Origin of the sequence: Paenibacillus sp. FSL M7-0656 (genome assembly GCF_038003225.1) — a bacterium.
Classification (GTDB): Bacteria; Bacillota; Bacilli; order Paenibacillales; family Paenibacillaceae; genus Paenibacillus; species Paenibacillus amylolyticus.
Genome location: NZ_JBBOOT010000001.1, coordinates 523,851 through 549,498, shown reverse-complemented (window position 1 = coordinate 549,498; position 25,648 = coordinate 523,851). Strand labels below are relative to the sequence as shown.

Annotated in this window: 26 protein-coding genes; 24 read left to right on the top strand and 2 right to left on the bottom strand. The window is 41.7% G+C overall.

What is annotated here, in order from left to right; all coding sequences use genetic code 11:
* Positions 1-85: 85 nt before the first annotated feature.
* On the bottom strand, positions 86-1,171 hold the full coding sequence (locus tag MHI01_RS02360) for a DUF1648 domain-containing protein (protein WP_340982431.1): 1,086 nt from the start codon (positions 1,169-1,171) through the stop codon (positions 86-88).
* 363 nt (positions 1,172-1,534) lie between these two features.
* Here MHI01_RS02360 and MHI01_RS02355 point away from each other — a divergent pair, with 363 nt between their 5' ends.
* The 6 genes from MHI01_RS02355 to MHI01_RS02335 all read left to right on the top strand — a co-directional run bounded on the left by MHI01_RS02355 (position 1,535) and on the right by MHI01_RS02335 (position 5,467).
* Positions 1,535-1,960 (top strand): hypothetical protein, encoded by a 426-nt coding sequence (locus MHI01_RS02355; protein WP_340982430.1) that lies wholly within the window; start codon positions 1,535-1,537, stop codon positions 1,958-1,960.
* Between the two features lie 35 nt (positions 1,961-1,995).
* Positions 1,996-2,190: a hypothetical protein gene (locus MHI01_RS30965; protein WP_445744889.1), complete on the top strand. Its 195-nt coding sequence runs from the start codon at positions 1,996-1,998 to the stop codon at positions 2,188-2,190.
* Positions 2,191-2,468: 278 nt separating this feature from the next.
* Entirely contained in the window at positions 2,469-2,714 is a 246-nt protein-coding gene (locus tag MHI01_RS02350; protein ID WP_340982429.1) for a hypothetical protein, read from the top strand.
* A gap of 267 nt (positions 2,715-2,981) precedes the next feature.
* Positions 2,982-3,545: a GNAT family N-acetyltransferase gene (locus MHI01_RS02345; RefSeq protein ID WP_340982428.1), complete on the top strand. Its 564-nt coding sequence runs from the start codon at positions 2,982-2,984 to the stop codon at positions 3,543-3,545.
* 96 nt (positions 3,546-3,641) lie between these two features.
* Positions 3,642-4,217, top strand: coding sequence for a TetR/AcrR family transcriptional regulator (locus MHI01_RS02340; protein WP_340982427.1), 576 nt, complete (start codon positions 3,642-3,644; stop codon positions 4,215-4,217).
* A 209-nt stretch (positions 4,218-4,426) separates the two neighbouring features.
* Positions 4,427-5,467 carry an NADH:flavin oxidoreductase gene (locus MHI01_RS02335; protein ID WP_340982426.1) on the top strand — a complete coding sequence of 347 codons (1,041 nt, stop codon included), beginning with the start codon at positions 4,427-4,429 and terminating at the stop codon, positions 5,465-5,467.
* Positions 5,468-5,759: 292 nt separating this feature from the next.
* On the opposite strand, the gene MHI01_RS02330 is transcribed toward MHI01_RS02335, so the two are convergent.
* Positions 5,760-6,779, bottom strand: coding sequence for an alpha/beta fold hydrolase (locus MHI01_RS02330; protein ID WP_340982425.1), 1,020 nt, complete (start codon positions 6,777-6,779; stop codon positions 5,760-5,762).
* Positions 6,780-6,924: 145 nt separating this feature from the next.
* Between MHI01_RS02330 and MHI01_RS02325 the strand changes: the two genes are divergently transcribed.
* The 18 genes from MHI01_RS02325 to MHI01_RS02240 all read left to right on the top strand — a co-directional run bounded on the left by MHI01_RS02325 (position 6,925) and on the right by MHI01_RS02240 (position 25,530).
* Entirely contained in the window at positions 6,925-7,833 is a 909-nt protein-coding gene (locus MHI01_RS02325) for a LysR family transcriptional regulator (RefSeq protein ID WP_315372851.1), read from the top strand.
* A gap of 66 nt (positions 7,834-7,899) precedes the next feature.
* Entirely contained in the window at positions 7,900-8,616 is a 717-nt protein-coding gene (locus tag MHI01_RS02320; protein ID WP_127549294.1) for a class I SAM-dependent methyltransferase, read from the top strand.
* Positions 8,617-8,871: 255 nt separating this feature from the next.
* Positions 8,872-10,803 carry a fructose-1,6-bisphosphatase gene (locus MHI01_RS02315; RefSeq protein WP_340982424.1) on the top strand — a complete coding sequence of 644 codons (1,932 nt, stop codon included), beginning with the start codon at positions 8,872-8,874 and terminating at the stop codon, positions 10,801-10,803.
* A 192-nt stretch (positions 10,804-10,995) separates the two neighbouring features.
* Positions 10,996-11,883 carry an RCC1 domain-containing protein gene (locus tag MHI01_RS02310; RefSeq protein ID WP_127549290.1) on the top strand — a complete coding sequence of 296 codons (888 nt, stop codon included), beginning with the start codon at positions 10,996-10,998 and terminating at the stop codon, positions 11,881-11,883.
* A 352-nt stretch (positions 11,884-12,235) separates the two neighbouring features.
* Positions 12,236-12,436 (top strand): cation transporter, encoded by a 201-nt coding sequence (locus MHI01_RS02305; protein WP_047843207.1) that lies wholly within the window; start codon positions 12,236-12,238, stop codon positions 12,434-12,436.
* Positions 12,437-12,465: 29 nt separating this feature from the next.
* Positions 12,466-14,904, top strand: a complete 2,439-nt coding sequence (locus MHI01_RS02300) for a heavy metal translocating P-type ATPase (protein ID WP_315372202.1) — start codon at positions 12,466-12,468, stop codon at positions 14,902-14,904.
* 28 nt (positions 14,905-14,932) lie between these two features.
* The gene (locus MHI01_RS02295; protein ID WP_288991575.1) at positions 14,933-15,811 is read left to right on the top strand and encodes a hypothetical protein; all 879 of its coding nucleotides are present in this window, start codon (positions 14,933-14,935) and stop codon (positions 15,809-15,811) included.
* A 16-nt stretch (positions 15,812-15,827) separates the two neighbouring features.
* The gene (locus MHI01_RS02290; RefSeq protein WP_127549286.1) at positions 15,828-16,457 is read left to right on the top strand and encodes a nitrite reductase; all 630 of its coding nucleotides are present in this window, start codon (positions 15,828-15,830) and stop codon (positions 16,455-16,457) included.
* Positions 16,458-16,462: 5 nt separating this feature from the next.
* Positions 16,463-16,666, top strand: coding sequence for a heavy-metal-associated domain-containing protein (locus MHI01_RS02285; RefSeq protein ID WP_076210398.1), 204 nt, complete (start codon positions 16,463-16,465; stop codon positions 16,664-16,666).
* A 33-nt stretch (positions 16,667-16,699) separates the two neighbouring features.
* Complete coding sequence (locus MHI01_RS02280; RefSeq protein WP_074095290.1) at positions 16,700-16,939, top strand: glutaredoxin family protein; 240 nt, start codon at positions 16,700-16,702, stop codon at positions 16,937-16,939.
* 239 nt (positions 16,940-17,178) lie between these two features.
* Entirely contained in the window at positions 17,179-17,508 is a 330-nt protein-coding gene (locus tag MHI01_RS02275; protein WP_127549284.1) for a metal-sensitive transcriptional regulator, read from the top strand.
* 259 nt (positions 17,509-17,767) lie between these two features.
* The gene (licT, locus tag MHI01_RS02270; protein WP_340982423.1) at positions 17,768-18,607 is read left to right on the top strand and encodes a BglG family transcription antiterminator LicT; all 840 of its coding nucleotides are present in this window, start codon (positions 17,768-17,770) and stop codon (positions 18,605-18,607) included.
* Positions 18,608-18,753: 146 nt separating this feature from the next.
* The gene (locus tag MHI01_RS02265) at positions 18,754-20,619 is read left to right on the top strand and encodes a beta-glucoside-specific PTS transporter subunit IIABC (protein ID WP_127549280.1); all 1,866 of its coding nucleotides are present in this window, start codon (positions 18,754-18,756) and stop codon (positions 20,617-20,619) included.
* Positions 20,620-20,632: 13 nt separating this feature from the next.
* A complete protein-coding gene (locus MHI01_RS02260; protein WP_127549278.1) occupies positions 20,633-22,093 on the top strand; it encodes a glycoside hydrolase family 1 protein in 1,461 nt (486 codons plus the stop codon).
* A 307-nt stretch (positions 22,094-22,400) separates the two neighbouring features.
* Positions 22,401-23,618, top strand: a complete 1,218-nt coding sequence (locus MHI01_RS02255) for a DNA polymerase IV (protein WP_164783318.1) — start codon at positions 22,401-22,403, stop codon at positions 23,616-23,618.
* Positions 23,615-23,962, top strand: coding sequence for a YolD-like family protein (locus MHI01_RS02250; RefSeq protein WP_127549274.1), 348 nt, complete (start codon positions 23,615-23,617; stop codon positions 23,960-23,962). Before MHI01_RS02255 ends, MHI01_RS02250 begins: the two co-directional genes overlap by 4 nt.
* Position 23,963: 1 nt before the next feature.
* Positions 23,964-24,332, top strand: coding sequence for a hypothetical protein (locus tag MHI01_RS02245; protein WP_036613922.1), 369 nt, complete (start codon positions 23,964-23,966; stop codon positions 24,330-24,332).
* 364 nt (positions 24,333-24,696) lie between these two features.
* Positions 24,697-25,530 (top strand): SPL family radical SAM protein, encoded by an 834-nt coding sequence (locus MHI01_RS02240; RefSeq protein ID WP_127549272.1) that lies wholly within the window; start codon positions 24,697-24,699, stop codon positions 25,528-25,530.
* The last annotated feature ends 118 nt before the right edge of the window (positions 25,531-25,648 follow it).

Below are 25,648 nucleotides of genomic sequence, written 5' to 3'. Positions count from 1 at the left end.
TCACCCGGCATGACATCAAAGTCAAATCACGCCACAGGTCTGCCCTAGCTAGAATGCTCCAGCGACTACTAACCTCCAAGCCTGGTTACACCACAACTAACAGTACGATAATTCCGAGAAAAATCAGCCAGCATACTGGGTGACCGAAATTTAATCCCCAGCCGACTCCGAATCTTTTCTCAACGATTAGGTTTGGATCCTTCCGATTGAAATAAATCATACCTAATAGCCATTTATCATCATCATGGACAGGTCTGAAATTGGAGCGATCTGCCGATTGCTCCAAGCGGCTTCCACCCTGACCAGCCCAAAACGATAATGCTAAGGCGTATAGGATGATAAAGGCTATTATGATTAGGACAATGGGAATAGCGAAATTGATGTTAAGCAGAGATATCATGTTTAGTTGCACGACGGACAACAGGATAACTATTAAGAAGCTTGCTGTAATCATAAAACCTGACCAAGTACGGCGGAAAATTACGTCTTGTCTGATGGAACGGTTCGGATCAGTGGGTTGAACCTGCTGCTTCACTCTGCGAATACTCCAATTCTCAAATATGAACACAAGCATTAAGAACACTTGCATTATCGTAGGCACAAACACAGAACTATAAGATTTAGCTGCATAGCCGTCTACGTTCCAACTGCTGTTGTAATGGATCGGAATCTGATCAGGAATTAGGTCGTAGTTGAGTAGCACAGTTACAATACCAACAACAATAATGAAAACATGGATGAGGAACCAATTACTAGAAAAGCTAATGTTTCTTTTCCGAAAACCAGTGTCCACTGCTATGATCGATGGTTCCAGAGCAATAGGCAGCATAGGTAGTAAACTTTTCATTTTGAAATGATAGCTAATGTTTATGACTAGGGAGATTACAACCATGGCGAGTGAATAAGTGACAATGATCCAACTTTGTTGCTTGGAATGTTCATCACCGTATATTAGGCAGATGATACAAACAATGAATAGGATGGTATGCAAGGTAGCACTAATCCTAGCATATGACTTCCGCATCTGGCGTAGAGGTTCGCTATGAAATTGTACAGCGCTGACGGTGACCCCAAAACTAATCGTCTCTCTTGTTAAATAAGGCATGCTTATCATGAGTATAATGGAAGGTACAAATACAAAGATCATTACTATAACAGGCATTATCGTCATATCTTTCGCCTCCTCTTATACATAAGTGTGTATTGGAAAACTCTATAACCTTTAGAGCATATGCGATGCATCACTATGTCTTTTTGCGTATGATATCCTTTTAACTTAGGGTAGGTAATCGACTTGAATATAAGTTAATTATAATCGATTTTAGTGGATATATGGGTGGAATTAACATTTGTCCAGACCTTTTTGCTACGCAGCGATACTCATCTGACAACTAAATTATGGTAAGCACATCTGTTTGAAATTCTGTGTAGGTACAGGGCAGTAAAGTTTAGTTATAATCAACTTTATCACCATAAAATAAAGTTCACTTGGTAAAATTGTGAAGTAAAAATCACATTAACTGGAGTGGATACTATGCTTTCTGAAGAAGATTATGCGAAGGTGGCGAAAGAAGCTTTACATCAATACCCAATCTATTGGGAAAAACTTGTGTATCTCGGAAAGAGTGATAATGTTACATTTCAAGTTCAGACCAACGATGATCATCAAAAGTTTCTTATCAAAATCCACATCTCAACGATTTCCATTCAATCAAAAGGGAATATCGCATCAGTGCTTATTTGGCTTGAAGCTTTGGTTAAAGATACAAATCTCGTCGTACCTGCACCTGTTAGAAATCTTCAAGATGATCTGGTAACAGAAATCTCAACTGATCTTAGCGAAAATACAATCATGGTGACTATTCATCATTGGATTCATGGAAGCGTACTTCAAAGAGAGCCAACAAGTAATGAAACTGAAAATTTAGCTCTCTTAATGGCGGCTCACTTAATCAATTAAAACGGTTAGTAAATTTAGAGCTTATCTCAAGTGAAGTGTTTGTTCATGTGGAAGAGTCAGCACATAAAATAGCAAATGTGATACAAAATCATAAACGTTTGCCAAGTAACTGGGGAGTTATTCATTCTGACCTTCATGAGAGTAACTATGTATTTTATGACGATACTCCTCAATCTATAGATTTTTCGAATTGTGGCTATGGCTTTTATTTATTTTATTTCATCGTATAGCAAAGTAAATCAACTGGAAGAGAATTATGTCTAGTTATTAGAAGCATTTTTTATTTGGTCAATCATTAGGAATTTCGCATTCCATTCTCTAAATCCAAATGAACAACAATCCTTAGCGGCAAATTTTCCATCAGTTATTCAAAACTATTTTAGGAAATATCTTAAAGGAGAAATTTTTTTGTTAAACTAAGGAGTAGGTTAGTGTAATTTCCCGTTTTAGATAACGTTATAATATAAACAGAGTTCAAGACATGAATACAATAAATGGAGGGGTAGGATTGAACAAGTATGTGTTACATATAGTTGCAAGTGTAGTTTGCATATTGTTACCTGCTGTTGGTCTCTTATATGTTTTGTGGGATAGCCACCAACCCAAAATAGGACCTGTAGGAGACGGAAAACCGAATTATCCTTCAATATCTCAATGGATATCTATTGGCTCTTCTTTTATTCTTGGAGTAGTTAATTTACCTCTTTCCATAATTCGATATAGACAAAAGGCTAAAGAAGATATTAAAAGTTAATGCTTTATTGCGCTAACGTAGAAATTATAAAACATAAACTTTTAAGATTAAAGTAATGCTACAGTCTTCAGAATTCGCAGAATTCGTCAAAGGAAGTACGATCGAAGAATAAAGAGGTCGAACCCGTCCGAATTTTATGGCTATCAGCCCTTCGATGGTGAAGTGCCTTCATGCACAAGATACGATCATAATCCATTAAACCGGAAGGAATATCTCTTACATGTCTTGAATCATGATAAATCTGAATTAAAGCTGGAGGCGAATGAGATGCTGGAATTAGAGTTTACGACTATAGAGGAGTGGGATGAAGCATTGTGGGCGCGGATGGAGCGCATCTATCATGAGGCTTTTCAAAGCGGCGCTAAGACAAAAGCGATTCTGCGCAGTATGCTGGACCGGAAGATTGGTTATTTACACACGGGCGTGCATCATGGAGAAGTGGTTGCGATGGCTGTTACTGGACTGGAGGGGAAGGTTGCGGACCGCATCCTGATCATCGATTACCTCGCGGTTGAACAGAAGTTGCGTGGGTGGGGCATAGGGGCCTGGATGCTAGAGCAGCTCAGAGCCTGGGCGTTAAGAGAGCACCGGATCAAAGGTATGATTATCGAGGCGGAGTTCGGGACAACAGAGGCTCATCAGGAACGCATACAGTTCTGGCAACGCAACGGGTTCATCCTAACCTCCTATGTCCATCAATATAGAATGGTGCCAGAGCCGTATCAGGCAATGATGCTACCACTGGATACAAGTACGCATGTGCCTGATGATGGTGAAGCACTGTTTCGTTATATCAATGCTTTTCACAAGGTTGCTTACCGGAAGAGTTAGACCGCATTCAATGGACCTGCAGGAAATTACCGTAGAGATTAGGATGTAAAATGATCAGTTCTTGACTGCATGGTCAATAACTGATACATTAATCCCATGAGCAGACCAAGAGAATTTGATGTCGATCGTGTATTACACCAGTCTATGGAAGTGTTCTGGAATCAAGGCTTCAAAGCAACTTCTTATGAGGACCTTACGCGTACTACAGGAGTCAAAAAGCAAAGTTTGTACTGTGTTTTTAAAGACAAGCGATCGTTGTTCCTGAAGGCGCTGGCACTTTACCGTGAACAGGTTATAGCGAAACTGAAAGAGATTGAAGCCCTGGATTCGTCTCCCGTTGATAAACTGGATACCTTACAATATTCCCTTTTAGACGATGAAACTAGCTGCCAAGGGTGTCTGATTGTGAATGCATCACTCGAATTCGGAACAGATGACGAGCAGGTCACACGCGAAGCTGAGCTCATGGCAGAAGAGATTCAACTGGTATTAGAGAAGATCATAAGTAGTGGCCAGAAACAACAGTTAATTTCCAACCGGTATACGAGTATAGAGCTTGCATCTTATCTAAATAACACCATTCTTGGTGTGAGAGTTATGGAGAAATCAGGTTCATCCCGTGAACAGATCGAGACGGTTCTGCGTACTTCATTTGGCATGATCATGTCTTGATCTTTTTTTTGTGAAATTCTTGACTATGGAGTCAAAAATAATTGAAGGCGGATCAATACACCACGAAAGCTTGAAGGAGGTGGGGCTTTTCGAGAAAAATCGTGTATTGATTCATTTGGAAATAACGTCTAGCTGTTAACCAGGCTGATTGCTGTTTAACATCTCCTAGGTCAATTTATATAAAAAAAACGAAATATGTGGAGGTTATTATGAATTATTCTCAATCCGTAGAAGCATTGTTCCAACCTATAGAGTTAGGTAACTTGAAGTTATCCAATCGGATCGTGATGGCGCCGATGACGCGTCAATTTTCTCCGGAAGGTATCCCGGGTTCGAATGTTGCGGGCTATTACCGCCGCAGAGCAGAGAACGCAGTGGGGCTTATTGTGACAGAAGGGACAATAATTAATCATCCGGATGCATCCAATCAAGCCAATGTGCCGCACTTTTATGGCGAAGCTGCAATGAATGGTTGGGCACATGTTGTATCTGAAGTACATGAAGCTGGCGGTCGAATTATTCCACAGATCTGGCATATGGGAGCCAAAGGTCATGTTAATGATTATTCGGAAGCTGAGATCGCTACAATCGTTCAGGAATTCGCACAAGCAGCCTCAGAAGCGAAACGCGTTGGGTTCGATGGTGTTGAAATCCATGGAGCACACGGCTATCTGATCGACCAATTCCTGTATGAGAAAACCAACTCTCGTACGGATCGTTACGGTGGAGATATGATGGCTCGCACACGTTTTGCAGTTGAAGTGATTGAGGCTTGCCGTAAAGTAGTGGGATCGGAATTCCCTATTGTACTGCGTTTATCTCAGTGGAAGACAGATGATTATCAGGCTAAATTGGCTGAAACACCGGAATTACTGGAGCAGCTTCTCGCACCGTTAGTTCAAGCTGGAGTCGATATCTTCCACTGTTCCACACGCCGTTTCTGGGAACCGGAATTCGAAGGGTCTGATCTGAATTTTGCTGGATGGACCAAAAAACTGACTGGTAAACCGACAATCACTGTTGGATCGATTGGTCTTGATGGTGACTTTACAAGTCTGTTCACAGAAGGTAAAGGCGCAAGTAACGCCAGTATCGAAGGATTGGTACAACGACTTCAGAATAATGAGTTTGATCTGGTTGCTGTAGGCCGTGCTCTTCTAGTCGACCCTGAATGGGTTAAGAAAATTCAAGAAGGACGTACTGATGATCTGGTTCCATTCACAAGAGAGGCGATGACTGTACTTACTTAATTGTAGTTATAATCCTTAGGAATATGTATTAATCAAACACACCTTCAAGATCATCTTGGAGGTGTGTTTGTAATGGCAACCAGAGTGAGTTATCCTGTGGAACTAAAGATGAACGCCATAGAGATGAGACTGGCAGAGGATGCAAAAGAAACATCGGAATAAGGTCCTCAACTTCATTATTGCTGGTTCCTTAATTTCTACATCATCACTCAACAACACCACTGCTTGGGGGGAGCTCTCCCTCCGAAAGATCAACACTTCTCTTCACTGAGTTCCCAATGCAAGTGGCGATCTATTCATTAGTGCTAAGTGACAACAACTGTTTTAGATTGTCATCAATAAATTGATTATCGGCACTGTTGATTCCACGACCGGCAAAATGGCCCCAGATCGATTGGATTGGTTTCAAGACAGCATTAGGTATACGCTTAGCTTCGTATTCATTATCGGCCGCTGTGCAGAAGAGATCCGTGCTTCCCGGCATGATACAGGCATAAGCTTTTATGCTCTGAAGTGCTTTATCAAAGTCTCCGTTATAGGAGGGGTTTTCACTGATATCTGCATGTTGGCCTGTCCATAACATGGCCAGAACATTATGCGGATCCATGTTCATAAAGCTATTTTCCCAAACACCAGCTACAAAATCCTCCAATGTGTCAAATCCCATCTCACGGTATAGCTCTTCTCTATAAAATGCATGTGATAGTCCCCATCCCGCATACACCCGACCAACGGCACGCATGTCTGTAGAACTTAGTTGGTTTAATTTACTTGAGTCGAAGCCGACTGCGGATAGCAGTGAAGCTTTCACGCCTTCCAGGACCACAAATGTGTGAGGCCAAGGTTTGGCGATGCCTCCGAAAGGTGCAATTCGTTCAACCATCTCCGGGTAACTTGCCCCCCATTGAAATGCCTGAATGCCGCCCATCGACCACCCGACGACGAGAGCAATCTTTTCAATACCGAATTTTTCGGTCAGCAGTTGTTGCTGGAATCGAACGTTGTCATAGATGGTTACCTGTGGAAAGTTAGCCCGATCGAATGGAGGAGGCGTGTTACTGGGAGAGGAAGAGAGCCCATTGCCCAGCAAATTGGGAACGATAATAAAATATTTCTCTGGATCCAGTGCCATCCCGCTGCCAATGAGCCATTCATTCTGAATATGCTGATCTCCAAAAGCCGTTGGATAGACAATAACATTATCTTTCTGTTCATTTAATTTTCCGTATGTTTTGTAAGCAAGAAAAGCATTTGGTAACGTCACTCCTGATTGTAAGAGTACATCACCCAAATTAAAAATTTCATAATCCATCGTATAATTGCTCCCTTCAAAATGAAACACCACAGGTTCACTGTGATCTCTTGTACTCAGTATAGAGCTGTGATACTCTCAATAAAAGTGAATAGAATTCAAGATAGTATTCAATAAAATTGAAAGATGAAGGAGGGATCATTGGATGGAATTGCGTCAACTGAATACGTTTTGTACGGTTGCAAAAACATTGAATTTCACGCGGGCAGCAGAAGTGCTGAGCTACGTTCCTTCCAACGTCACGATGCAAATTAAAGCATTGGAAGATGAGCTAGGTGTTCGCCTCTTTGATCGGTTGGGCAAGCAACTCGCGCTCACAACTGCGGGTAAACGCTTTTTAACACACGCCCAAGGCGTTCTCGAAAAAATGGACGAGGCTCGTAGTGCTGTCCATGATAATGAAAAACTAAGTGGAACCTTAACGATAAGTGCGAATGAGGTTATTTGCTCCTATCGGCTTCCACCTGTCTTCCAACGGTTTCGTTCGCAGCATCCGGGAGTTCGCTTAATTTTCCGCTCAGTTCCGAATCAAGAGCTCAAGCAAACGCTCTTTGAGGGGACCACGGATATTGTTTATATGTTGGATGAACCTATTCGCTCGAGTGGACTTTCCGTGGAACCTTTGCTGGAAGAACATTTCCGATTGTTAGCTGCTCCAGATCACCCACTCGCCAAACGAACTGTGCTGCAATTGGAAGATTTTCATGATGAAGTGTTCCTGACAAATGAGAAGGGTTGTCCCTATCGGACGATGTTTGATCGGTCATTTGAGAAAGAGGGCATTGATAGCATTACATATTTAGAGTTTCAAAGTGCTGAAGCCATTAAACAATGTGCAATTTCAGGAATCGGTATTGCCTTTCTTCCTGAGATCGTCGCGGAATCTGAAGTTGAACGCGGAGAACTTGTTGTCCTCCCCTGGCAAATTCCGGACTTGCAGGTATATACACAGATGTTGTGGCATAAAGACAAGTGGCTTTCACCAATCATGTTATCTTTTATAGAAGCAACTAGGGTAGTTTTTGGTTCACAGAATGAAAATAAGACCGTATAGCTTATGTATGAGACATCAAACTGTTAAGCACAGTAAAACGCTGTTGAAAGTGGGGAGACATTATTTATGATTCCAGTAGTATATGACCAGATTAACCATTGGGGAAAAGACGATGAATTTTTCCTTGCATTGTTAAAGAGATTACAAGTAGAATCTATAGCTGACCTGGGCTGTGGAACAGGAAGATGGACTACTCATCTTGTTCCGTGCGGTTATAAAATTACCGCTATAGATCCCAATGAAGAAGCGATTGAAATGGCGCGAAGTAAAGATAATTCTGGAAATGTGAATTGGATTATAGGTGATAGTGCGGATTTACAAACCAATACCTATGATGCGGTAATTATGACAGCGAATGTTGCACAGGTATTTCTTACAGATGACAGTTGGAAGCGAGTAATCTCAGACGTATTCCGATCCCTAAAAATCGGGGGTCACTTTATTTTTGATACAAGAAACCCTTTGGTAAAAGTATGGGAAGAATGGGAGAAGGACAAAACTCCTGACTTAGCTAAAGATAGACTAAGCGGAGATCCTTTAGAAATTTATACAGAATATGAAGGGTTTGAGGGAGATACTTACACTTTCTATGAAATTGTAAAAAATACTAAAACAGACAAAGTGTTAGTTCATGAAAAAATGCAGCTGAGGTTTCGAAATCAAGAAGAACTCAATGAGTCGCTGAAACAAATCGGTTTTTCAAAAATTAAAACATATGGTGATTGGGAATTCAAACAAGCAAATTCTCAGAATAGATCGTTTATTTTTCATTGTGTAAAATAGCAGTTAGTAAAAAAATGTCGATGGACCAGAACAGATCGAACACACTTCTTATTTCTAAATAACTCCAAACATTGTTTCATTCAAATCCATTCAATGAAATTTGTTCATATATGATGAACTGGAGTATGATGGGGGAAGGCGATGCTGATAATTACCATATAATCAATGCCAAGTATAGAGTGTAATTTGATATCGGTCTAAAGCTTTTGGACCCGGCTATACAACACCATACTTCCTTGAAGGGGGACATCTGTTTTGGATGAGCAGTTTCTAGATTTATTGGCCGAGAAATATGATACGGAAGAAAAAATCATAACAGAGATCATCAACCTTGAAGCGATCTCCAATCTCCCGAAGGGAACCGAGCATTTTGTCAGTGATTTGCATGGGGAGTTTCAGGCTTTTCAGCATGTACTACGAAACGGTTCGGGTACCGTCAAAGAGAAAATCAAAGAATTATTCCGGGAGGTTTGGACGGATCAAGAAATCAATGATTTTGCGGCGTTGGTTTATTACCCGGAAGAAAAAATTCAGCTGGTTATAGGGGAACTGAGCAATAAACAGGCTTTGAACCAGTGGTATAGACTAACAATTGAACACATGCTTAAGCTTATTTCTTATGCCTCTTCCAAGTATACACGCTCAAAATTGCGTAAAGCTCTGCCGGAGCAATATGTATATATTGTAGAAGAGCTTCTATACAAGACGGATTCGACCAACAATAAGGATCCTTATTACGAGGAAATATATCGGCAAATTATTTCTTTGGGCCAGGCGGACAATCTCATTATCGGCCTTGCTTATACGACACAGCGCCTGGTGGTTGACCATCTGCATGTGGTTGGAGATATCTATGACCGGGGGCCGTACCCCGATAAAATTATGGATACGCTGATCAACTACCATTCTGTAGACATACAGTGGGGGAACCATGATGTCCTCTGGATCGGAGCCTACGCAGGTTCTCTGGTCTGCCTTGCGAATATTATTCGAATCTGCGCCAGATACGATAATCTGGACATCATTGAAGATGTATACGGAATCAATCTCCGCCCACTGCTAAACCTGGCGGAGAAATATTACGAAGACAATCCGTCCTTCAGACCTAAGTTACAGGCTGGACATAATGTATCGGAGCAGGAAATTCTGCAGATCACCAAAATTCACCAAGCCATTGCCATGATTCAGTTTAAACTTGAAAGCCCGATTATCAAGAGACGCCCATACTTTAATATGTCTGAAAGACTTTTGCTGGAGCAGATTGATTACGACAACAATGAAATCAACATCTGCGGTAAAACGTACCTGCTGGAAAACACCTGTTTTGCAACCGTAAATCCGCAGAAACCTGAACAATTGCTGGAGGAAGAACGCCAGGTGATGGAAAAGCTGCTGTTCTCCGTTCAGCATTCCGAAAAGATGGCCAGACATATGAATTTTCTCATGAAAAAAGGTAGCCTTTATTTAAAATACAACGGGAATTTGTTAATCCACGGCTGTATTCCTTTGGATGAAGAAGGAAATATGGAAGAAATGCAGATTGAAGACAAGACATATGCGGGCCGTCAATTGCTTGATGTTTTTGAAGATTATTTACGTTACGCCTATGCGCATCCGGAAGAGACAGAAGATCTGGCGACGGATATGGTATGGTACATCTGGACAGGAGAATGTTCCTCGCTCTTTGGAAAGAGAGAAATGACCACTTTTGAACGATATTTTATCCAAGATAAAGAAGCACATAAAGAGAGAAAGAATCCGTACTACCATTTACGTGAAAATGAAGATATCTGTCGAATAATCTTGCAGGAGTTTGATTTGAATCCAGATCATGGACATGTCATTAACGGGCACACGCCAGTCAAAGAAATTAGTGGAGAGAGCCCTGTTAAAGCAAACGGAAAAATGATCGTGATTGACGGCGGTTTTTCCAAAGCCTATCAATCCACAACGGGCATTGCCGGATATACCTTGTTGTACAATTCCTTTGGCATGCAGCTCGTCGCCCATAAGAAATTTAACTCAAAAGAAGATGTCTTATGTAACGGAACGGACGTGTTATCTCTAAAAAGATTGGTGGACAAAGAACTGGCGCGGAAGCTGGTGAGGGAAACCAATGTCGGAGAACAGCTGTTGCAGAAAATCTCAAATTTGAAGGATCTATTAGACTATCGCTACATGAAATGAAACGATTGCTAAAAGTACACATTCGGATCAACCGTTTTAGTATAATAAGACATAGACGCTCGTATTGGGCAGGGAAGTAATAATACCCTGCCTGTGCGAGCCTTTCTTTTGTAACATGCGATTTAACAACAAACTTTATGACTTAACAGTTGAACTAACGGCGGATTTTCAATTGGTGGAGAGGAGGAAGATATGGACTACAATTCACGGAATGAAGCGGTTTTTGAGACGAAACGGTTCCGTAACTGTGCCATAGCGGCGGGTCGTCGTCATACCGTTGCTCTTAAATCTGACGGAACAGTAACAGCTGTGGGTGATAATAAATATGGTCAATGTAAGGTAAGCGATTGGTGCCATATTGTCGCAGTTGCAGCGGGTAATGTTCATATGGCTACGAACACCGGTAATGCACATACCGTTGGTCTTAAATCTGATGGTACGGTAACTGCTATAGGTTGGAATAAGCATGACCAATGCGATGTAAGCGATTGGCGCGATATTGTAACCGTTTCGGCAGGTTGGTGCCGTACGGTTGGGGTTAAATCAGATGGCACCGTGGTTGCGGTGGGGCGAAATAATGAAGGGGAATGCAACGTGAGCAGCTGGCGCGATATTGTATCGGTCACGACGGGTGACTGGCATACAGTTGGTCTAAAATCAGACGGAACGGTAACAGCAGTTGGTAACAATAAATATAACCAATGTAACGTAAACGACTGGGGCGACATATTGGCTGTTTCGGCGGGGTATCTTCATACGGTTGGGCTCAAATCGGATGGTACGGTAGTGGCTGTGGGAAGAAATAATGAAGGTGAATGCGACGTAAGCGGATGGCGCGATATTGTAGCAGTTGCAGCGGGGAGTTATCATACTGTTGGTCTTAAGTCCGACGCTACAATGGTTGCTGTGGGTTCGAATAAACATAACCAATGTGATGTACGTGGCTGGCACGGAATTCGAGCTGTTTCGGCGGGGTGTGCCCATACGATTGGACTGAAATCGGATGGTACGATGGTTGCTGTGGGTGATAATGATTATGGACAATGTGATGTAAGCGGATGGAGTAACATTCAACCATAAATAAAGGAATTTTATATCGTGGGACAAGATCATGGTCCCATTGAAGTCGCTATTTTAGCGGCTTTTTTGTTTTATCGGTACAAGTTTTATTCCCAAATCAAGGACAAGAACATGGTCCGATTACCAATCAGCGTATAAATAATCGGTTCTTCTCTCCATAATTCATTGATCTAACGAGAAAGATAGTCAATATAGGGTATAGGGGTATAAAAATATGTTGACTAATATAGGGTAGGGGGGTATTGTATTGTACAAGAGCTTGATGAGACCTGAAAAACTGGCCTCGAGAGTTTAGCCCATCGTTTAGGTCAAACTAAACCAAAAAATCACCCACAAGAAGGGACGAAATAAGATGAAAAACATTGTTTTGAATGTACAAGGTATGAGCTGCCAACATTGTGTAAACTCCATCGAAGGTGCTCTGAAAGAAATTGGAGTGAGTGGCAAGGTGAACCTCAGTGATGATTCGGTTGAAGCGACGTATGATGAAAATCAAGTCTCCTTGGAGCAAATTAAAGAAGTTATTGAAGAGCAAGGCTACGAAGTAGCGTAAGTAATGGACGATGAGGGGAGTGAGTTATTGTGGCAACAGCAGCGGCTCAGACAAAACAGTCGAGTATACAAATTACAGGTATGACCTGTGCAGCTTGTGCAAACAAAATTGAAAAAGGCCTCGGTAAGATGGACGGGGTCACATCAGCAAATGTTAACTTTGCTTTGGAAAAGGCGAGTGTAACGTATGATCCCACGAAAGTGGAAATGAAAGAACTTGAGGAAAAAATCAAAAAACTTGGATATGGTTCCGTATCAGAGGTTGCGCAATTCAATCTTGAAGGCATGACCTGTGCAGCATGTGCGAACAAAATTGAAAAGGGCCTGAACAAATTGCCCGGCGTGACTAACGCTTCAGTAAACTTCGCCATGGAAACGGCTCGAGTTGAATTTTCTCCTGGTGAAGTTTCCATCGAAGACATGAAAGACAAGGTAAGAAAACTCGGTTATACAGCGATCAGCAAAGCAGACGGTTCCAGTGGTGGTGCAAGTGAGCATCGTGCTAAAGAACTGAGCAAACAAAAACGGAAATTACTGATTTCGGCAATTCTTTCCTTGCCGTTGTTGTGGACTATGGTAGGTCACTTCTCGTTCACTTCATGGATCTATGTACCGGAATTGTTTATGAATCCGTGGTTCCAACTAATTCTGGCTACACCAGTACAATTTTATATTGGTAGACAGTTCTATGTGGGTGCGTATAAGGCTCTCCGGAATGGGAGTGCGAATATGGATGTGTTGGTATCACTTGGCACCTCTGCAGCGTACTTCTACAGTTTATATTTGACCATTCAATGGTCAAGTATGGCTGACGGGATGCATCATGGTCCATCCCTGTATTATGAAACGAGTGCGGTCCTTATTACATTGGTTCTTATGGGTAAATTGTTTGAATCACTTGCGAAAGGCCGAACATCAGAGGCAATTAAATCACTGATGAGTCTGCAGGCGAAGACGGCATTAGTGGTTCGGGATGGCAAAGAACTTACCATTCCAGTGGATGAAGTCATTGTAGGAGATGTTGTCCTTATTCGCCCAGGAGATAAAGTTCCTGTAGATGGAGAGGTGCTGGAAGGGATCTCATCTGTAGATGAATCCATGCTTACAGGTGAAAGCCTTCCAGTAGAGAAAAAAGTCGGAGATGCTGTGATTGGAGCTACGATTAATAAAAACGGTATTCTTCGGATCAAAGCAACCAAAGTAGGTAAAGAAACCGCTCTTGCACAAATTATTAAGGTTGTTGAAGAAGCTCAGGGATCAAAAGCACCAATTCAGCGGGTAGCCGATGTGATCTCGGGCATATTCGTCCCGATCGTTGTAGGAATTGCAATAGTTGCTTTCGTGGTTTGGTACTTCTGGGTTACACCAGGCGATTTTGCAGGTTCGTTAGAAAAAGCAATTGCGATTCTTGTTATCGCATGTCCATGTGCACTTGGACTTGCAACCCCAACATCCATTATGGCGGGGTCTGGTCGTTCGGCTGAACTAGGGGTGTTGTTCAAAGGCGGAGAGCATCTGGAGCAGACGCATAAAATTGATGCGATCCTTCTGGATAAAACCGGTACTGTTACAAAAGGTAAACCTGAATTGACTGACGTCGTCGCTCTTGGCAATGAAAATGAATTCCTGAAACTTGTTGGAGCTGCAGAGAAAAATTCTGAGCATCCACTTGCAGAAGCCATCGTTGTAGGCATCCAGGAACGAAATATCGAACTACCAGGAACACAATCCTTTGAAGCATTTCCGGGTTTCGGAATCCAGGCAATGGTTCAAGGTAAACAACTACTCGTGGGTACACGTCGACTGATGGAAAAGTATAATATCGATGCAAAAGCAGCTTATCATTCGATGTCACGTTTGGAAGAAGCGGGGAAAACTGCGATGCTGGTTGCCATTGATGGTCAATATGCAGGTATGGTCGCTGTAGCAGACACGATTAAAGAAACTTCGAAAGCTGCAGTGAGCCGTCTGAAAGAAATGGGCATTCAGGTCATTATGATTACAGGTGACAATGAACGGACGGCAAAAGCCATCGCTGCTCAAGTAGGTATTGACCACGTTCGTGCAGAGGTCTTGCCGGAAGGAAAAGCGGAAGAAGTGAAAAAACTGCAATCTCAAGGTAAAAAAGTGGCCATGGTTGGCGATGGTATCAACGATGCACCGGCTTTGGCAACTGCAGATATTGGTATGGCGATTGGTACGGGGACAGATGTAGCGATGGAAGCAGCTGATGTAACACTCATGCGCGGCGATCTATCCAGTATTCCTGATGCTATCTACATGAGTCGTAAGACCATGCGCAACATTAAGCAAAACTTGTTCTGGGCACTTGGTTACAACACTTTAGGTATCCCTATTGCAGCTATCGGTCTGTTAGCACCATGGGTTGCAGGCGCAGCGATGGCCTTGAGTTCGGTATCCGTCGTTCTAAACGCCCTGCGATTGCAACGCGTAAAAGTACGTCACTAGTCAATGTACTAGAACAGGAGCGAACATAATGATGATGAGGAGTAAAAAAATCATGCTAATGTTAACCGGTGTTTTAGCTTTCGGTGTGTTGTCTGCTTGCGGAACCCCTAAAGAAAGTGCACATACAGATGGACATGGTGGTATGAATCATACTGAGATGAATTCTGAAACTGAAGGTGCGAGTCATGATCATGCAGGGCCTCACGCTGATTCAACAGCAAGTAGCCCTAAAGCCTCGTTCTCCTTTGCATCAGATGTGAAGGCCAATGAAAATTCGCATCTGACAATCCAAATCACGGACGCCGATGGAAATCCGGTTAATGAATTTGAAATGGGCCACGAAAAACGAATGCACCTTATCGTGGTGAGTAAAGATCTTTCTTACTTTAATCACATTCATCCTGATTATAAAGGCGATGGAAAGTTTGCGATTGAAACTTCATTTCCAGCCGGTGGCGAATACAAAATCCTTGCCGACTTTGTTCCAAAAGGTGGAGCGAGTACTACACTCAGTGAATGGGTGAACGTTGGAGGTCCAGAAAAAGCCCAAGAGCCTGTTCAAGCGGATTCCGACCTTATAAAAGAAGTGGTTGGTAAAAAAATCGAACTTTCATTGAGTACCAAAAAGGCCAACAACGACGTAAATCTGACCTTTAATATCATGGATGCGTCAACGAACGAAGGGATTAATAATCTTGAACAATACCTCGGTGCTGTAGGTCATGTTGTTATCCTTTCTGAGGATGCAGAGCAATATCTGCATGTTCATCCAACAGAGGAAAAGGCAACAGGTCCAAAAGCGGAGTTTATGACCTCCTTCCCGCATAGGGGAATCTATAAAATCTGGGGCCAATTCCAACATGATGGGGAAGTTTTTACAGTACCTTTTGTAGTAGATGTAAAGTGAGTAGAGAGGTATGAGCATGGGAGATCAAATTAAAATAGCGATTAGTCCAGCAATCCAACTTGGTGGAAGCTTATTCACTCCGGAGCAACTAGTTAAAATTGGCGAGATTATTGGTCCTGATTCAAAAGTGGAGATGACACCCTTTAAGCAACTCTACGCAGAAGTATCGATTGAACAACGAGATCAGATCACAAATGAACTTGAGGATCACGGTCTTGAAATAAACCCTGCAGGATTTGTAACCAAAAGTCTGATCGCTTGCAACTTTTGTAGAGGTGCAGAAGAAGCAGGCATGGAAACAGCCAAAAATTTAAATCAGGCCATTTCCGGTATCGATACGCCTACACCACTCAAGATTGGATATGCTGGATGCGCCTTAGGCACAAGTGAACCGTTGATTAAGGATATTGGGATCGTAAAGATGCGCGATAAGTTCGATGTTTATGTTGGTGGCGAGTCGAAGGGGCTTAAACCCTCCTTCGCCAAGCTTCTACACTCCGGATTAATGGAGGATCAGCTTATTCCTTTCGTTACCGCAATTATTGATTATTATAAGATGCATGCAAAAGGCAAAGAAAAGTTCAGCAAATTCGTTAATCGAATGACACTGGAAAACTTGAAGTCTATGACGCTTGAAAGGGGGTGAAAACAGTGAAAGAAGCAACTGTAAAAATTCAAGGTATGTCTTGCCGTTCTTGTGTATCTAAAATTGAAGGTGCAATTAGCGCTCTTGGCGCTGAAGGCCACGTTAATTTTGAACAAGGAACAGTAGAAGTTCGATTTGACGATTCTAAAGTTCAAATCGCTGAAATTGAAGAAGCGATCCGTAAAAAAGGATATAACGTCGGAGCGTAATATATATTGAAATACAAGGGAGAGTAATTGGGCATGACGGAATCCATTCAGATTTATTCAATCCCAACCTGCAGCGATTGCAATTATGCTAAACGTTACTTTAAAGAGCATGAGCTTCCCTATACGGATTACAATTGTGAAGAAGATGCCAAGTACGCTGAGGAAGTCTGGAAGTTGACTGGCAAACAGGTTGTTCCAACCATTGTCATTGGAGATAAGGTCTTTGTAGGCTTTGCCGAAAATCTCACTGAAATCAGCGAGTTAGTTAAATAACTGTTAGGACCCCGGTCAACTTCCGACTGGGGTTATTCTTAATAAAAATATACCTTTGACTGATATATCGTTGTAGGAGTGGAGGGTATAATATGCTTACAAGATGCAGTAGATGGTTGCCCAACCGATTCAATCTTAGTTGATGACAAGCCGTTCTCTTAGCACGTACCATGATACTTCTTGCTCCCTTTACATAGGGTAGGGGGGGATGGTAATGTGTAATAAAGGAGTTGATCTACATGGATGATACGATACTTGAGGACGCCTCATGTGACCATACATCTTCAAACGAGCGGAAAAGCCATCATTCGGAGAGTACGAAGCGAAAATTAATTAGCCGGTTGAATCGGATTGAAGGGCAAGTGCGTGGAGTAAAAGGAATGATTGAGAAGGATACGTATTGTGATGACGTGTTGCACCAAATTGCCTCCATTCAATCCGCGTTGAATGGCGTAGGAAAGCAGCTTTTGGAACATCATATGAAAAGCTGTGTCATTGAACGCATTTCAGAAGGCGATCACAAAGTTTTGGATGAACTGATGATCACTGTAAATAAGTTAATTAAGTAAGCTAGGATAGGGGAGATATCCTCTTGTTGTATTCAGGCAAATGCCCCATCAGTACTTAAATGACCATATTGACAAATTTAACGCCTTCCACTAAGATAATCGTACAAGTAAATAATGAATATAATCAGGATTGTTACTGATCAGCAGGCAAGACCGATTAATATGCAAACATGTAGAGTATAATTACCATGTGTGCACTATTAATGGTCTTTTTTATTTGCTAAATTCTGTTAACGTTTCATTTTAAAAGGAGATTCGTATGAAAATCACGCGAATTATTAATAATAATGTCGTCTGCGCTGTAAATGAAAGACGCCAGGAGATGATGCTTCTAGGAAGTGGCATTGGTTTTCAGAAGAAAAAAGGAGACGATGTGGACACAGAGAAGATTGAGAAAGAATTTTTCCTGAAGTCCAAAAATGTAACTGGAAAATTATATGCCCTGCTCGCGCAGATTCCGATGGAGTACATCCGTGTGTCTGATAGTATTATTCAATATGCCAAGCAGTCCTTGGATAAAGAGCTGAATGAAAATATATATTTGACGCTAACAGACCATATTAACTTCGCCGTATCACGCTATAAACAGGGAATGAACTTCAACAATGCGTTATTGTCTGAAATTAAAGCATTCTACGCCAATAAGTATCGAGTGGCTTTGAAGGCTTTGGATATGATTAATCAAGAATTCAACATTACGTTGCCTGAAGATGAGGCCGGCTTTATTGCGCTTCATATCGTCAATGCAGAACTAGGATCTGAAATGGAAGATACCATGAAGATGACACAATTGATTCAAAAGGTCTTAAATATTATTCGTTATCAGTTCAAAATTCACTTTAACGAAAGCTCCCTTCACTACTCCAGACTGGTCACGCATCTAAAGTTTTTTGCCTATCGTCTGTTTAACAATACGGTGATGAAAAGTAATGATAACGATTTCCTCAATATTATTAAAGAAAAATATAAGCTAGAGTACCAATGTAGTCTAAGAATTGCGCAGTTGATTCGGGTAGACTATGGGAAAGAATTAACCGAAGACGAATTGGTGTATTTAACTGTTCATATCAAAAGGGTGACTGATGAAGAAAGGGATTGACCCATCATCGCTCCATAATGACTATACTAGGATTGTTACTGGTGATGCAGGCAAGACCTAGAGTTCCATCGTGTATAGAGCATATCTATATTCGATAGAACTCTAGGTCTTTTTTTGTAGAATAATACATTGAAGGGGGAACAAAAATGAAACATGAACAAACGGCTACCGACATTCTAAAACTTGTTGGTGGTGAAAAAAACATTGAAAGTGTTACACACTGTGCTACCAGGCTGCGCTTTAACTTAAAAGACGAGTCGATTGCAAACAACGAAGCACTGAAAAACGTACAAGGAGTTGTGGGCGTTGCCAGTAGTGGAGGTCAGTATCAGGTCATTATTGGTAATGAGGTCAACAACGTCTATAAAGCCCTTGCGCAACTAGGGAACTTTACAAGCAAGAATGATGCTCCAACTGTGAAAAAAGGAAAAGTCTCCACTGTTCTGGACACGATTTCCGGAATCTTTACACCCATCCTACCGGCGATGATTGGTTGCGCCATGATTAAGGCAGTTCTTCTTATTTTGAAAACCTTTGATCTCGTTGACCTTGACGGTCAATTTAATACGATTATGACTTTCGTTGGGGATGCGGCTTATTATTTCTTGCCAATGCTGCTCGCTTGGAGTGCTGCTGTTAAACTTAAAGCTAATGTGGGTTTTGCGTTAACCATTGCGGGTATCTTGTTACATCCTAGCTTTTCGGCATTGATGTCTGCGGGTGAGCCTGTTACGTTCTTTGGTCTGCCTGTCACACAAGCGACGTATTCTTCTTCCGTTATTCCAATTATTCTAGCTGTATGGATCCTGTCATATGTGGAACGATTTGCTGAAAAGTATTCTCCTTCCGTGATCAAATCCATTTTGAAACCTTTAGTTGTAATCCTTGTTATGGCGCCTCTAACATTAATTATTCTAGGACCATTGGGTGCGATTGCCGGTAACTACCTTGCTTCTGCTGTATCCTATGTCAATACACACGCAGGATGGTTAGTGTCTGGTATTATCGGCGGGGCATTCCCATTCCTGATTCTGACGGGGATGCACTATAGTTTGGGACCCGTTGTCCTCACTGCTTATGCACAGACAAAAACCGATGGCATTGTTGGCCCAGGTATGCTCGTACACAATATTGCTCAAGGTGCAGCTGCGCTCGCGGTCGCATTAAGAACCAAAAATAAAGCATTTAAACAAGTTGCTTACTCTACTAGCGTAACTGCGCTGTTAGGAATTAGCGAACCTGCATTGTTTGGTGTAAATCTACGGTTAAAAAAACCACTGATCGCTGTTGTCATTGGTGGTATTGTAGGCGGAATATACGTTGGCTTGTTCGGTGTAGCTCGATCTGCTCTAGGCATTGCCGGCTTGGCTACGTTACCAGCATTTATCACTGATAATCCATGGAACCTAATCCATGCAGCAATTGGTCTGGTCATTGGCTTTGTTGTTACCTTCTTGATGACGCTTATTTTAGGATTTGAAGATGTGCCTGAGGATGGAGAGGATCAACGAACACCAGCCAATTCATCTTCAACAAACCGTGTGCCTGTTGTTAGTGTTTCTGAACATGTACTCACAGCACCAATGACTGGTCGAGTTCTAGAGTTATCAACAATAAAGGACGAAGCCTTTGCAACTGGAGCTATGGGAAAAGGGATCGCCATTGAACCTACAATTGGAAAACTCGTTTCACCAGCCGATGGTGTCATATCCGCGGTATTCCCTACCTTCCACGCAATGGGTATTAGCTCGAATAATGGCGCTGAACTCCTCGTTCATATCGGCATGAACACGGTGAAGCTGAAAGGTGAACATTTCAAGGTGCATGTACAAGAAGGTGATGAAGTAAAAGCTGGGGATTTACTTATCGAATTCGATACAGATGCAATAGCCGCCAAAGGTTATGATCTGACTACACCTATTATTGTTACGAATTCAGATGACTTTACAGATGTAATTGGTATAGATAAACCATCGATTACGATCGGGGAAAAACTAATTAAGATCATATAAGGAGGAATTTCCAATGAAGAACACAACCGTATTCCCAGACTCTTTTATGTGGGGCGGCGCAACAGCGGCGAATCAATACGAGGGTGCCTGGAACATTGATGGTAAAAAAGCAAGTACAGCAGATATGATGACGGGTGGAACGCATACTATTCCAAGACGGATCACTAAACACATTGAGGAGGGTGTAAACTATCCTTCCCATGAGGCAGTAGACTTTTACCATCATTACAAAGAAGATATCCGTCTGTTTGCAGAGATGGGCTTTCGATGCTTCAGAATGTCCATTGCTTGGTCCAGAATATTCCCCAACGGGGACGATGTAACGCCAAATGAAGCAGGACTTCAATTTTACGACAAGGTGTTCAGTGAACTGAAAAAGTATAATATTGAACCTATCGTTACGATCTCACATTACGAAGCTCCGTTTGCGCTAACAGAGAAATTCAATGCCTGGGCTTCCAGAGAGATGATCGACTGCTACGTACGGTATTGTGAGACCATTTTCACCCGTTACAAGGATGTCGTGAAGTACTGGATTACATTTAATGAGATCAATAGTTTAATTGTTCCAGCAGGTGCATATATAGCAGGGGCATTATTAGTTGATGATAGTGGTGTATTTAACAATACGGTTGTGGATAGTACGCAATTAAGATTCCAGGCTTTACATCATCAATTTATAGCAAGTGCAAAAGCGGTCAAACTTGCTCATGAGATTAATCCGGCGTTCCAAATCGGTTGTATGATTAATTATAGTCATGGTTACGGAAGTACATGTAAACCGGAAGATATGTTGAAGGCTCTGAGAATGGATCAGATTAACAATATGCTGAGCAGCGACGTGCAAGTTAGAGGGGAATACCCTGACTTTGCCAAGAGATATTTTAATGAGAACAATATTCAGATTGAGATGGCAGAAGAGGACGTAGAAGTGCTAAAACAAGGCTGTGTTGATTTCTATAGCTTCAGCTACTACAAGTCTCATGTAGTGGGTACCCGCCCAGAAGGTGATGAGACCCAGGGGAATGTCTTTGGTGGATTCAAAAATCCTTATTTGAAGGCAAATGATTGGGGATGGCAAATCGATCCAGTTGGACTTCGTTACGTACTCAATCATGTCTACGATCGGTATGGAATCCCTATAATGATCGTTGAAAATGGTCTGGGAGCGGTTGATGTCATCGAAGAGGATGGATCTATCCATGATACGTACAGGATCAATTTCCTGCGAGATCATATCGAACAAATGAGAGAAGCTATCCTCGATGGCGTTAATCTTATCGGCTACACGGCTTGGGGTTGCATCGACATCGTTAGTGCCTCAACTGGCGAAATGGAGAAACGCTACGGATTCATTTATGTAGATAAGGATAACAAGGGCAGAGGTACCCTGAAAAGAAGTAAAAAGGACAGTTTCCACTGGTATAAAAAGGTGATTGAATCCAACGGGGAAAGATTGGATTTGGAAATATAATTTGCAATCGAACGAAAGATGATTCAATCTTTAAATTCTATCAAATAGACCAAGTACTTGTCACTTTGTGAGACAAGTACTTGGTTTTTTGTGCATCAATAATAAAACTAAAAATTAATTATTTGGATGGTTAAAGTGGCTGACAATATCCAGTCTACAGTTCATTATGGTCTCCAAGGGTTTTCAAAAGCTAAATATAAATATTTACCTCTTGCATAAAGAACGTGTGTTCGGTCTATAATATATACAAACATACGTTCTCAAAAGTACAGGAGTGATTACAGTGTTGACTAAGCAACGAACCATTATGCTCATTGATATGCAGAGCTTTTATGCTTCAGTCGAAAAGGCAAAAATGCCTCAATACAAAAATAGACCATTAGCTGTTGCGGGAGACCCCGCAAGACGCTCTGGAATTATCCTTGCCGCTTGTCCACTAGCCAAAGCGAAGGGTGTGTCTACCGCGGAACCACTCTGGCAGTCTCTTCAGAAGTGCCCTGAACTGATCATTGTGAGACCACACATGCAAGAATACATCGAAGTATCCACTCAAATCATGTCCATTATTGAGGAGTTTACCGATCTGGTCGAACCGTACAGTATAGACGAATTATTCGCTGATTTTACAGGGTCTATGCATCTATTCGGTAATGATCCCGTCGATTTGGCCAAGCAAATTCAAGACAAAATCTATAATGAAACAGGCGTTTACGCAAGAGCTGGCATTGGTGAAAACAAAATCATCAGTAAATTGTGCTGTGATATGATCGCTAAAAAAGCAGAGGGGGGTATTTTCCACTTAAAGAAAGAGGAATTACACCTCCACATTGGAGATAAGCCCATCCGCGATATGTGGGGGATCGGCTCAAGAATGGAAAAACATCTGTGGAAGATGGGCATCCGAACCATTAGAGACCTGGCGAATACGCCTCTTTCCAAATTAAGAAGTAAGTGGGGTGTTAATGGAGAAGTCATTTGGCGAGTCGCAAATGGACTCGACAATTCGCCGGTAACCGTCAACACGCACAGTACACAAAAAGATATTGGAAACGGAATGACCCTACCTAGAGATTTCACAGAGGCTTGGGAGATCGAAGTGGTTATTCTCGATATCTGCACAGAAGTATGCAGAAGAGCCCGCAAAAAGGGACTGATGAGCAGTGTCGTATCCGTAAGTGTATCTGGAGCGGATTTTGACCACCCCACTGGTTTTCACAGGCAGGTTAAACTGTCTGATCCTACAAACATAACCGTTGATGTATGCAAGATAGCCAAACGCATATTTCATCAACACTGGGATGGGCAACCTGTGCGCCGTGTAGGCGTATCCCTGTCTCAATTATCCAACGCGGATACATATCAACTTTCTTTTTTTGATGATCAAGCGCAGAAACGGGCCATTGATCAGGTGATGGACGACATCAAGGATCGATTTGGCGACATTGCCATTCTACGAGCGAGCTCCATTACGGCTGCGGGTCAAGCGATCGATCGAGCATCTAAAATTGGGGGGCATTATAAATGAGCAAAAAACTGGAGGCCAATGGATTATGGGAATCGAGCCGCATGATGCTTCCTCAACATAAAGAACGAATTATACAGCATCGTACTCAAATTCATTATCAAGCGAAGCCGCTGATCCATGAAGATGAGTGGGAGATTATTACACAAAATATAGATATGTCGCTCAATTATACATTGCAAGCCACCTTTGAAATATTTACTGAGTCAGGCAATCGGTATATACACGGGATCGTCACTTCAGTCAGTGCCTTTGGAAAGAAAATCAAAATTGAAATGGAGAATGGATTTGAATGGGTCGATTTTGATCAATTGGTCGCTGTGAAACTTGAAGAAGGAGGCGTGTAAAGTGCGACAGACTTTCGAGGAACTTTCACTCGTGAAGAGGGTGGTAGAGCTCCCTTATCTTTTAGGTGCTCTGGAGGTAGATAAACATAAAATATACGCTTCAAATTTCAAAATGAAATCTGTGTATGTTGACTACCTGGACGGTACCCAAAAGAAAATTGCTTTAGAGATGTACAAATCAAAACAAAGGCTAAAGGAACATCATATTAAAATCATAGATGAAGTAAGATCTGAGCTGAGTTTAACGGTAGATTATTCGGTGAGAGGTTACATTCATAAAATGACATTATTATGGAGCAAAGTGAAAGTAGATGTAACCTTAATGCTTACTGAACATATGAACGTTGATATTACTGAATTGCCCACATGAACATAGAAAATAAGAGTCTAACTTATGGGTGCGGCAACAAATACGAGCAGATCTTTCGGCAAACCGGGAATCACAAAAAAGATAAATAAAGAGGCAGAGTAAACTATGTTTGGATGTCAAAGATAAAAAACTTCATTATTATAAATCTGCCCCTGTATTCAGTAAGGACATTCAAAAGAAAAGCCACGAAGGAGGAGGAATAGCAGAAGGTTTAAGACAGTCGAGAAATCAGTAGGATGCCCAATTTCCCGGTTCGCTTGCGGGACGTAATTTTCAAGTCGTCATTTCAAGTAGCATGAGAAATTTTAAGATAAAACTCAAGAGGAGAAGTGGGCGTAAAAGTAATTGAGGGGATGGTAGCGTCATGCCAATTGAAATCACAGACATTGTGTCTAAGAAAATATTAAGTGAAGTAAAAGGTTATCTAGATATTGGTTTTACTCATTCACTAAATCCCTATACGGGTTGTGCATTTGCTTGCGAATACTGTTACGTCAGAGAAATGCCTATTCAAAAGTTTAAGGATATTCCTTGGGGATCGTGGGTGGATGTCAAGAAAAATGCAGCAGAAAACTATCTAAAGGAAGTCTCTCTTCTAAGACGTAAAAATAAACCCATAAGTATATTCATGTCATCAGCCACAGATCCTTATCAACCTGTAGAGCAGAAGGCAAACATTACAAGAAGCCTGTTGGAAGAAATGGATAAAAACCCACCAGATTCACTTCAAATTCAAACTAGAAGCCCGCTGGTTGCCAGAGACCTTGATATACTGCTGAAATTAAAGGAAAAATGTAGAATTATGGTTTCAATGACAATCGAGACAGATCGCGAAGACGTGAAACGAATTTTTTCGCCCTATGCTCCTGGAATAGATTTACGAGTTAAAGCCTTGAAAAAGATAAATGATGCAGGGATACATACACAAGTATCTATTTCCCCTGTGCTACCTTTTTCACCTAATTTCGCTAACATGTTACAAGGCATAACTGATCGAATTTGGATTGATACGCTATTGATTGGTGATGGTCAAATGGGGATGAGATCTAAGCGGTTAGGGATGCCACAATTATTTGAGGCGAACGGCTGGGAGAAATGGTACGAGAAAAGAATTCATCTGAAAGTCGAAAAATATTTTAAGGCAAGGTTTCCATCTGAAATTATTCATGTATCCAAAAACAGTGCATATCCATTTTGATTTTAAATAGCCATTCATTTAATGAGGATCTTGCCCGTTTTTTCTTCATGCAATAGAAATATTGCAGAAACTGGTGTTCGAAGATCAACTCTCTCATACGAGTCAATGGAGGACGTAT

What these genes read in the sequence shown, in the direction of transcription:
- MHI01_RS02280 (WP_074095290.1), top strand. Translation starts at nt 16,700, where the DNA reads ATGACGGAATCCATTCAGATTTATTCAATCCCAACCTGCAGCGATTGC.
- MHI01_RS02335 (WP_340982426.1), top strand. Translation starts at nt 4,427, where the DNA reads ATGAATTATTCTCAATCCGTAGAAGCATTGTTCCAACCTATAGAGTTA.
- MHI01_RS02325 (WP_315372851.1), top strand. Translation starts at nt 6,925, where the DNA reads ATGGAATTGCGTCAACTGAATACGTTTTGTACGGTTGCAAAAACATTG.
- MHI01_RS02355 (WP_340982430.1), top strand. Translation starts at nt 1,535, where the DNA reads ATGCTTTCTGAAGAAGATTATGCGAAGGTGGCGAAAGAAGCTTTACAT.
- MHI01_RS02240 (WP_127549272.1), top strand. Translation starts at nt 24,697, where the DNA reads ATGCCAATTGAAATCACAGACATTGTGTCTAAGAAAATATTAAGTGAA.
- MHI01_RS02305 (WP_047843207.1), top strand. Translation starts at nt 12,236, where the DNA reads ATGAAAAACATTGTTTTGAATGTACAAGGTATGAGCTGCCAACATTGT.
- MHI01_RS02255 (WP_164783318.1), top strand. Translation starts at nt 22,401, where the DNA reads ATGCTCATTGATATGCAGAGCTTTTATGCTTCAGTCGAAAAGGCAAAA.
- MHI01_RS02265 (WP_127549280.1), top strand. Translation starts at nt 18,754, where the DNA reads ATGAAACATGAACAAACGGCTACCGACATTCTAAAACTTGTTGGTGGT.
- MHI01_RS02330 (WP_340982425.1), bottom strand. Translation starts at nt 6,779, where the DNA reads ATGGATTATGAAATTTTTAATTTGGGTGATGTACTCTTACAATCAGGA.
- MHI01_RS02275 (WP_127549284.1), top strand. Translation starts at nt 17,179, where the DNA reads ATGGATGATACGATACTTGAGGACGCCTCATGTGACCATACATCTTCA.
- MHI01_RS02340 (WP_340982427.1), top strand. Translation starts at nt 3,642, where the DNA reads ATGAGCAGACCAAGAGAATTTGATGTCGATCGTGTATTACACCAGTCT.
- MHI01_RS02295 (WP_288991575.1), top strand. Translation starts at nt 14,933, where the DNA reads ATGATGATGAGGAGTAAAAAAATCATGCTAATGTTAACCGGTGTTTTA.
- licT (WP_340982423.1), top strand. Translation starts at nt 17,768, where the DNA reads ATGAAAATCACGCGAATTATTAATAATAATGTCGTCTGCGCTGTAAAT.
- MHI01_RS02320 (WP_127549294.1), top strand. Translation starts at nt 7,900, where the DNA reads ATGATTCCAGTAGTATATGACCAGATTAACCATTGGGGAAAAGACGAT.
- MHI01_RS02250 (WP_127549274.1), top strand. Translation starts at nt 23,615, where the DNA reads ATGAGCAAAAAACTGGAGGCCAATGGATTATGGGAATCGAGCCGCATG.
- MHI01_RS02260 (WP_127549278.1), top strand. Translation starts at nt 20,633, where the DNA reads ATGAAGAACACAACCGTATTCCCAGACTCTTTTATGTGGGGCGGCGCA.
- MHI01_RS02310 (WP_127549290.1), top strand. Translation starts at nt 10,996, where the DNA reads ATGGACTACAATTCACGGAATGAAGCGGTTTTTGAGACGAAACGGTTC.
- MHI01_RS02290 (WP_127549286.1), top strand. Translation starts at nt 15,828, where the DNA reads ATGGGAGATCAAATTAAAATAGCGATTAGTCCAGCAATCCAACTTGGT.
- MHI01_RS02345 (WP_340982428.1), top strand. Translation starts at nt 2,982, where the DNA reads ATGCTGGAATTAGAGTTTACGACTATAGAGGAGTGGGATGAAGCATTG.
- MHI01_RS02360 (WP_340982431.1), bottom strand. Translation starts at nt 1,171, where the DNA reads ATGACGATAATGCCTGTTATAGTAATGATCTTTGTATTTGTACCTTCC.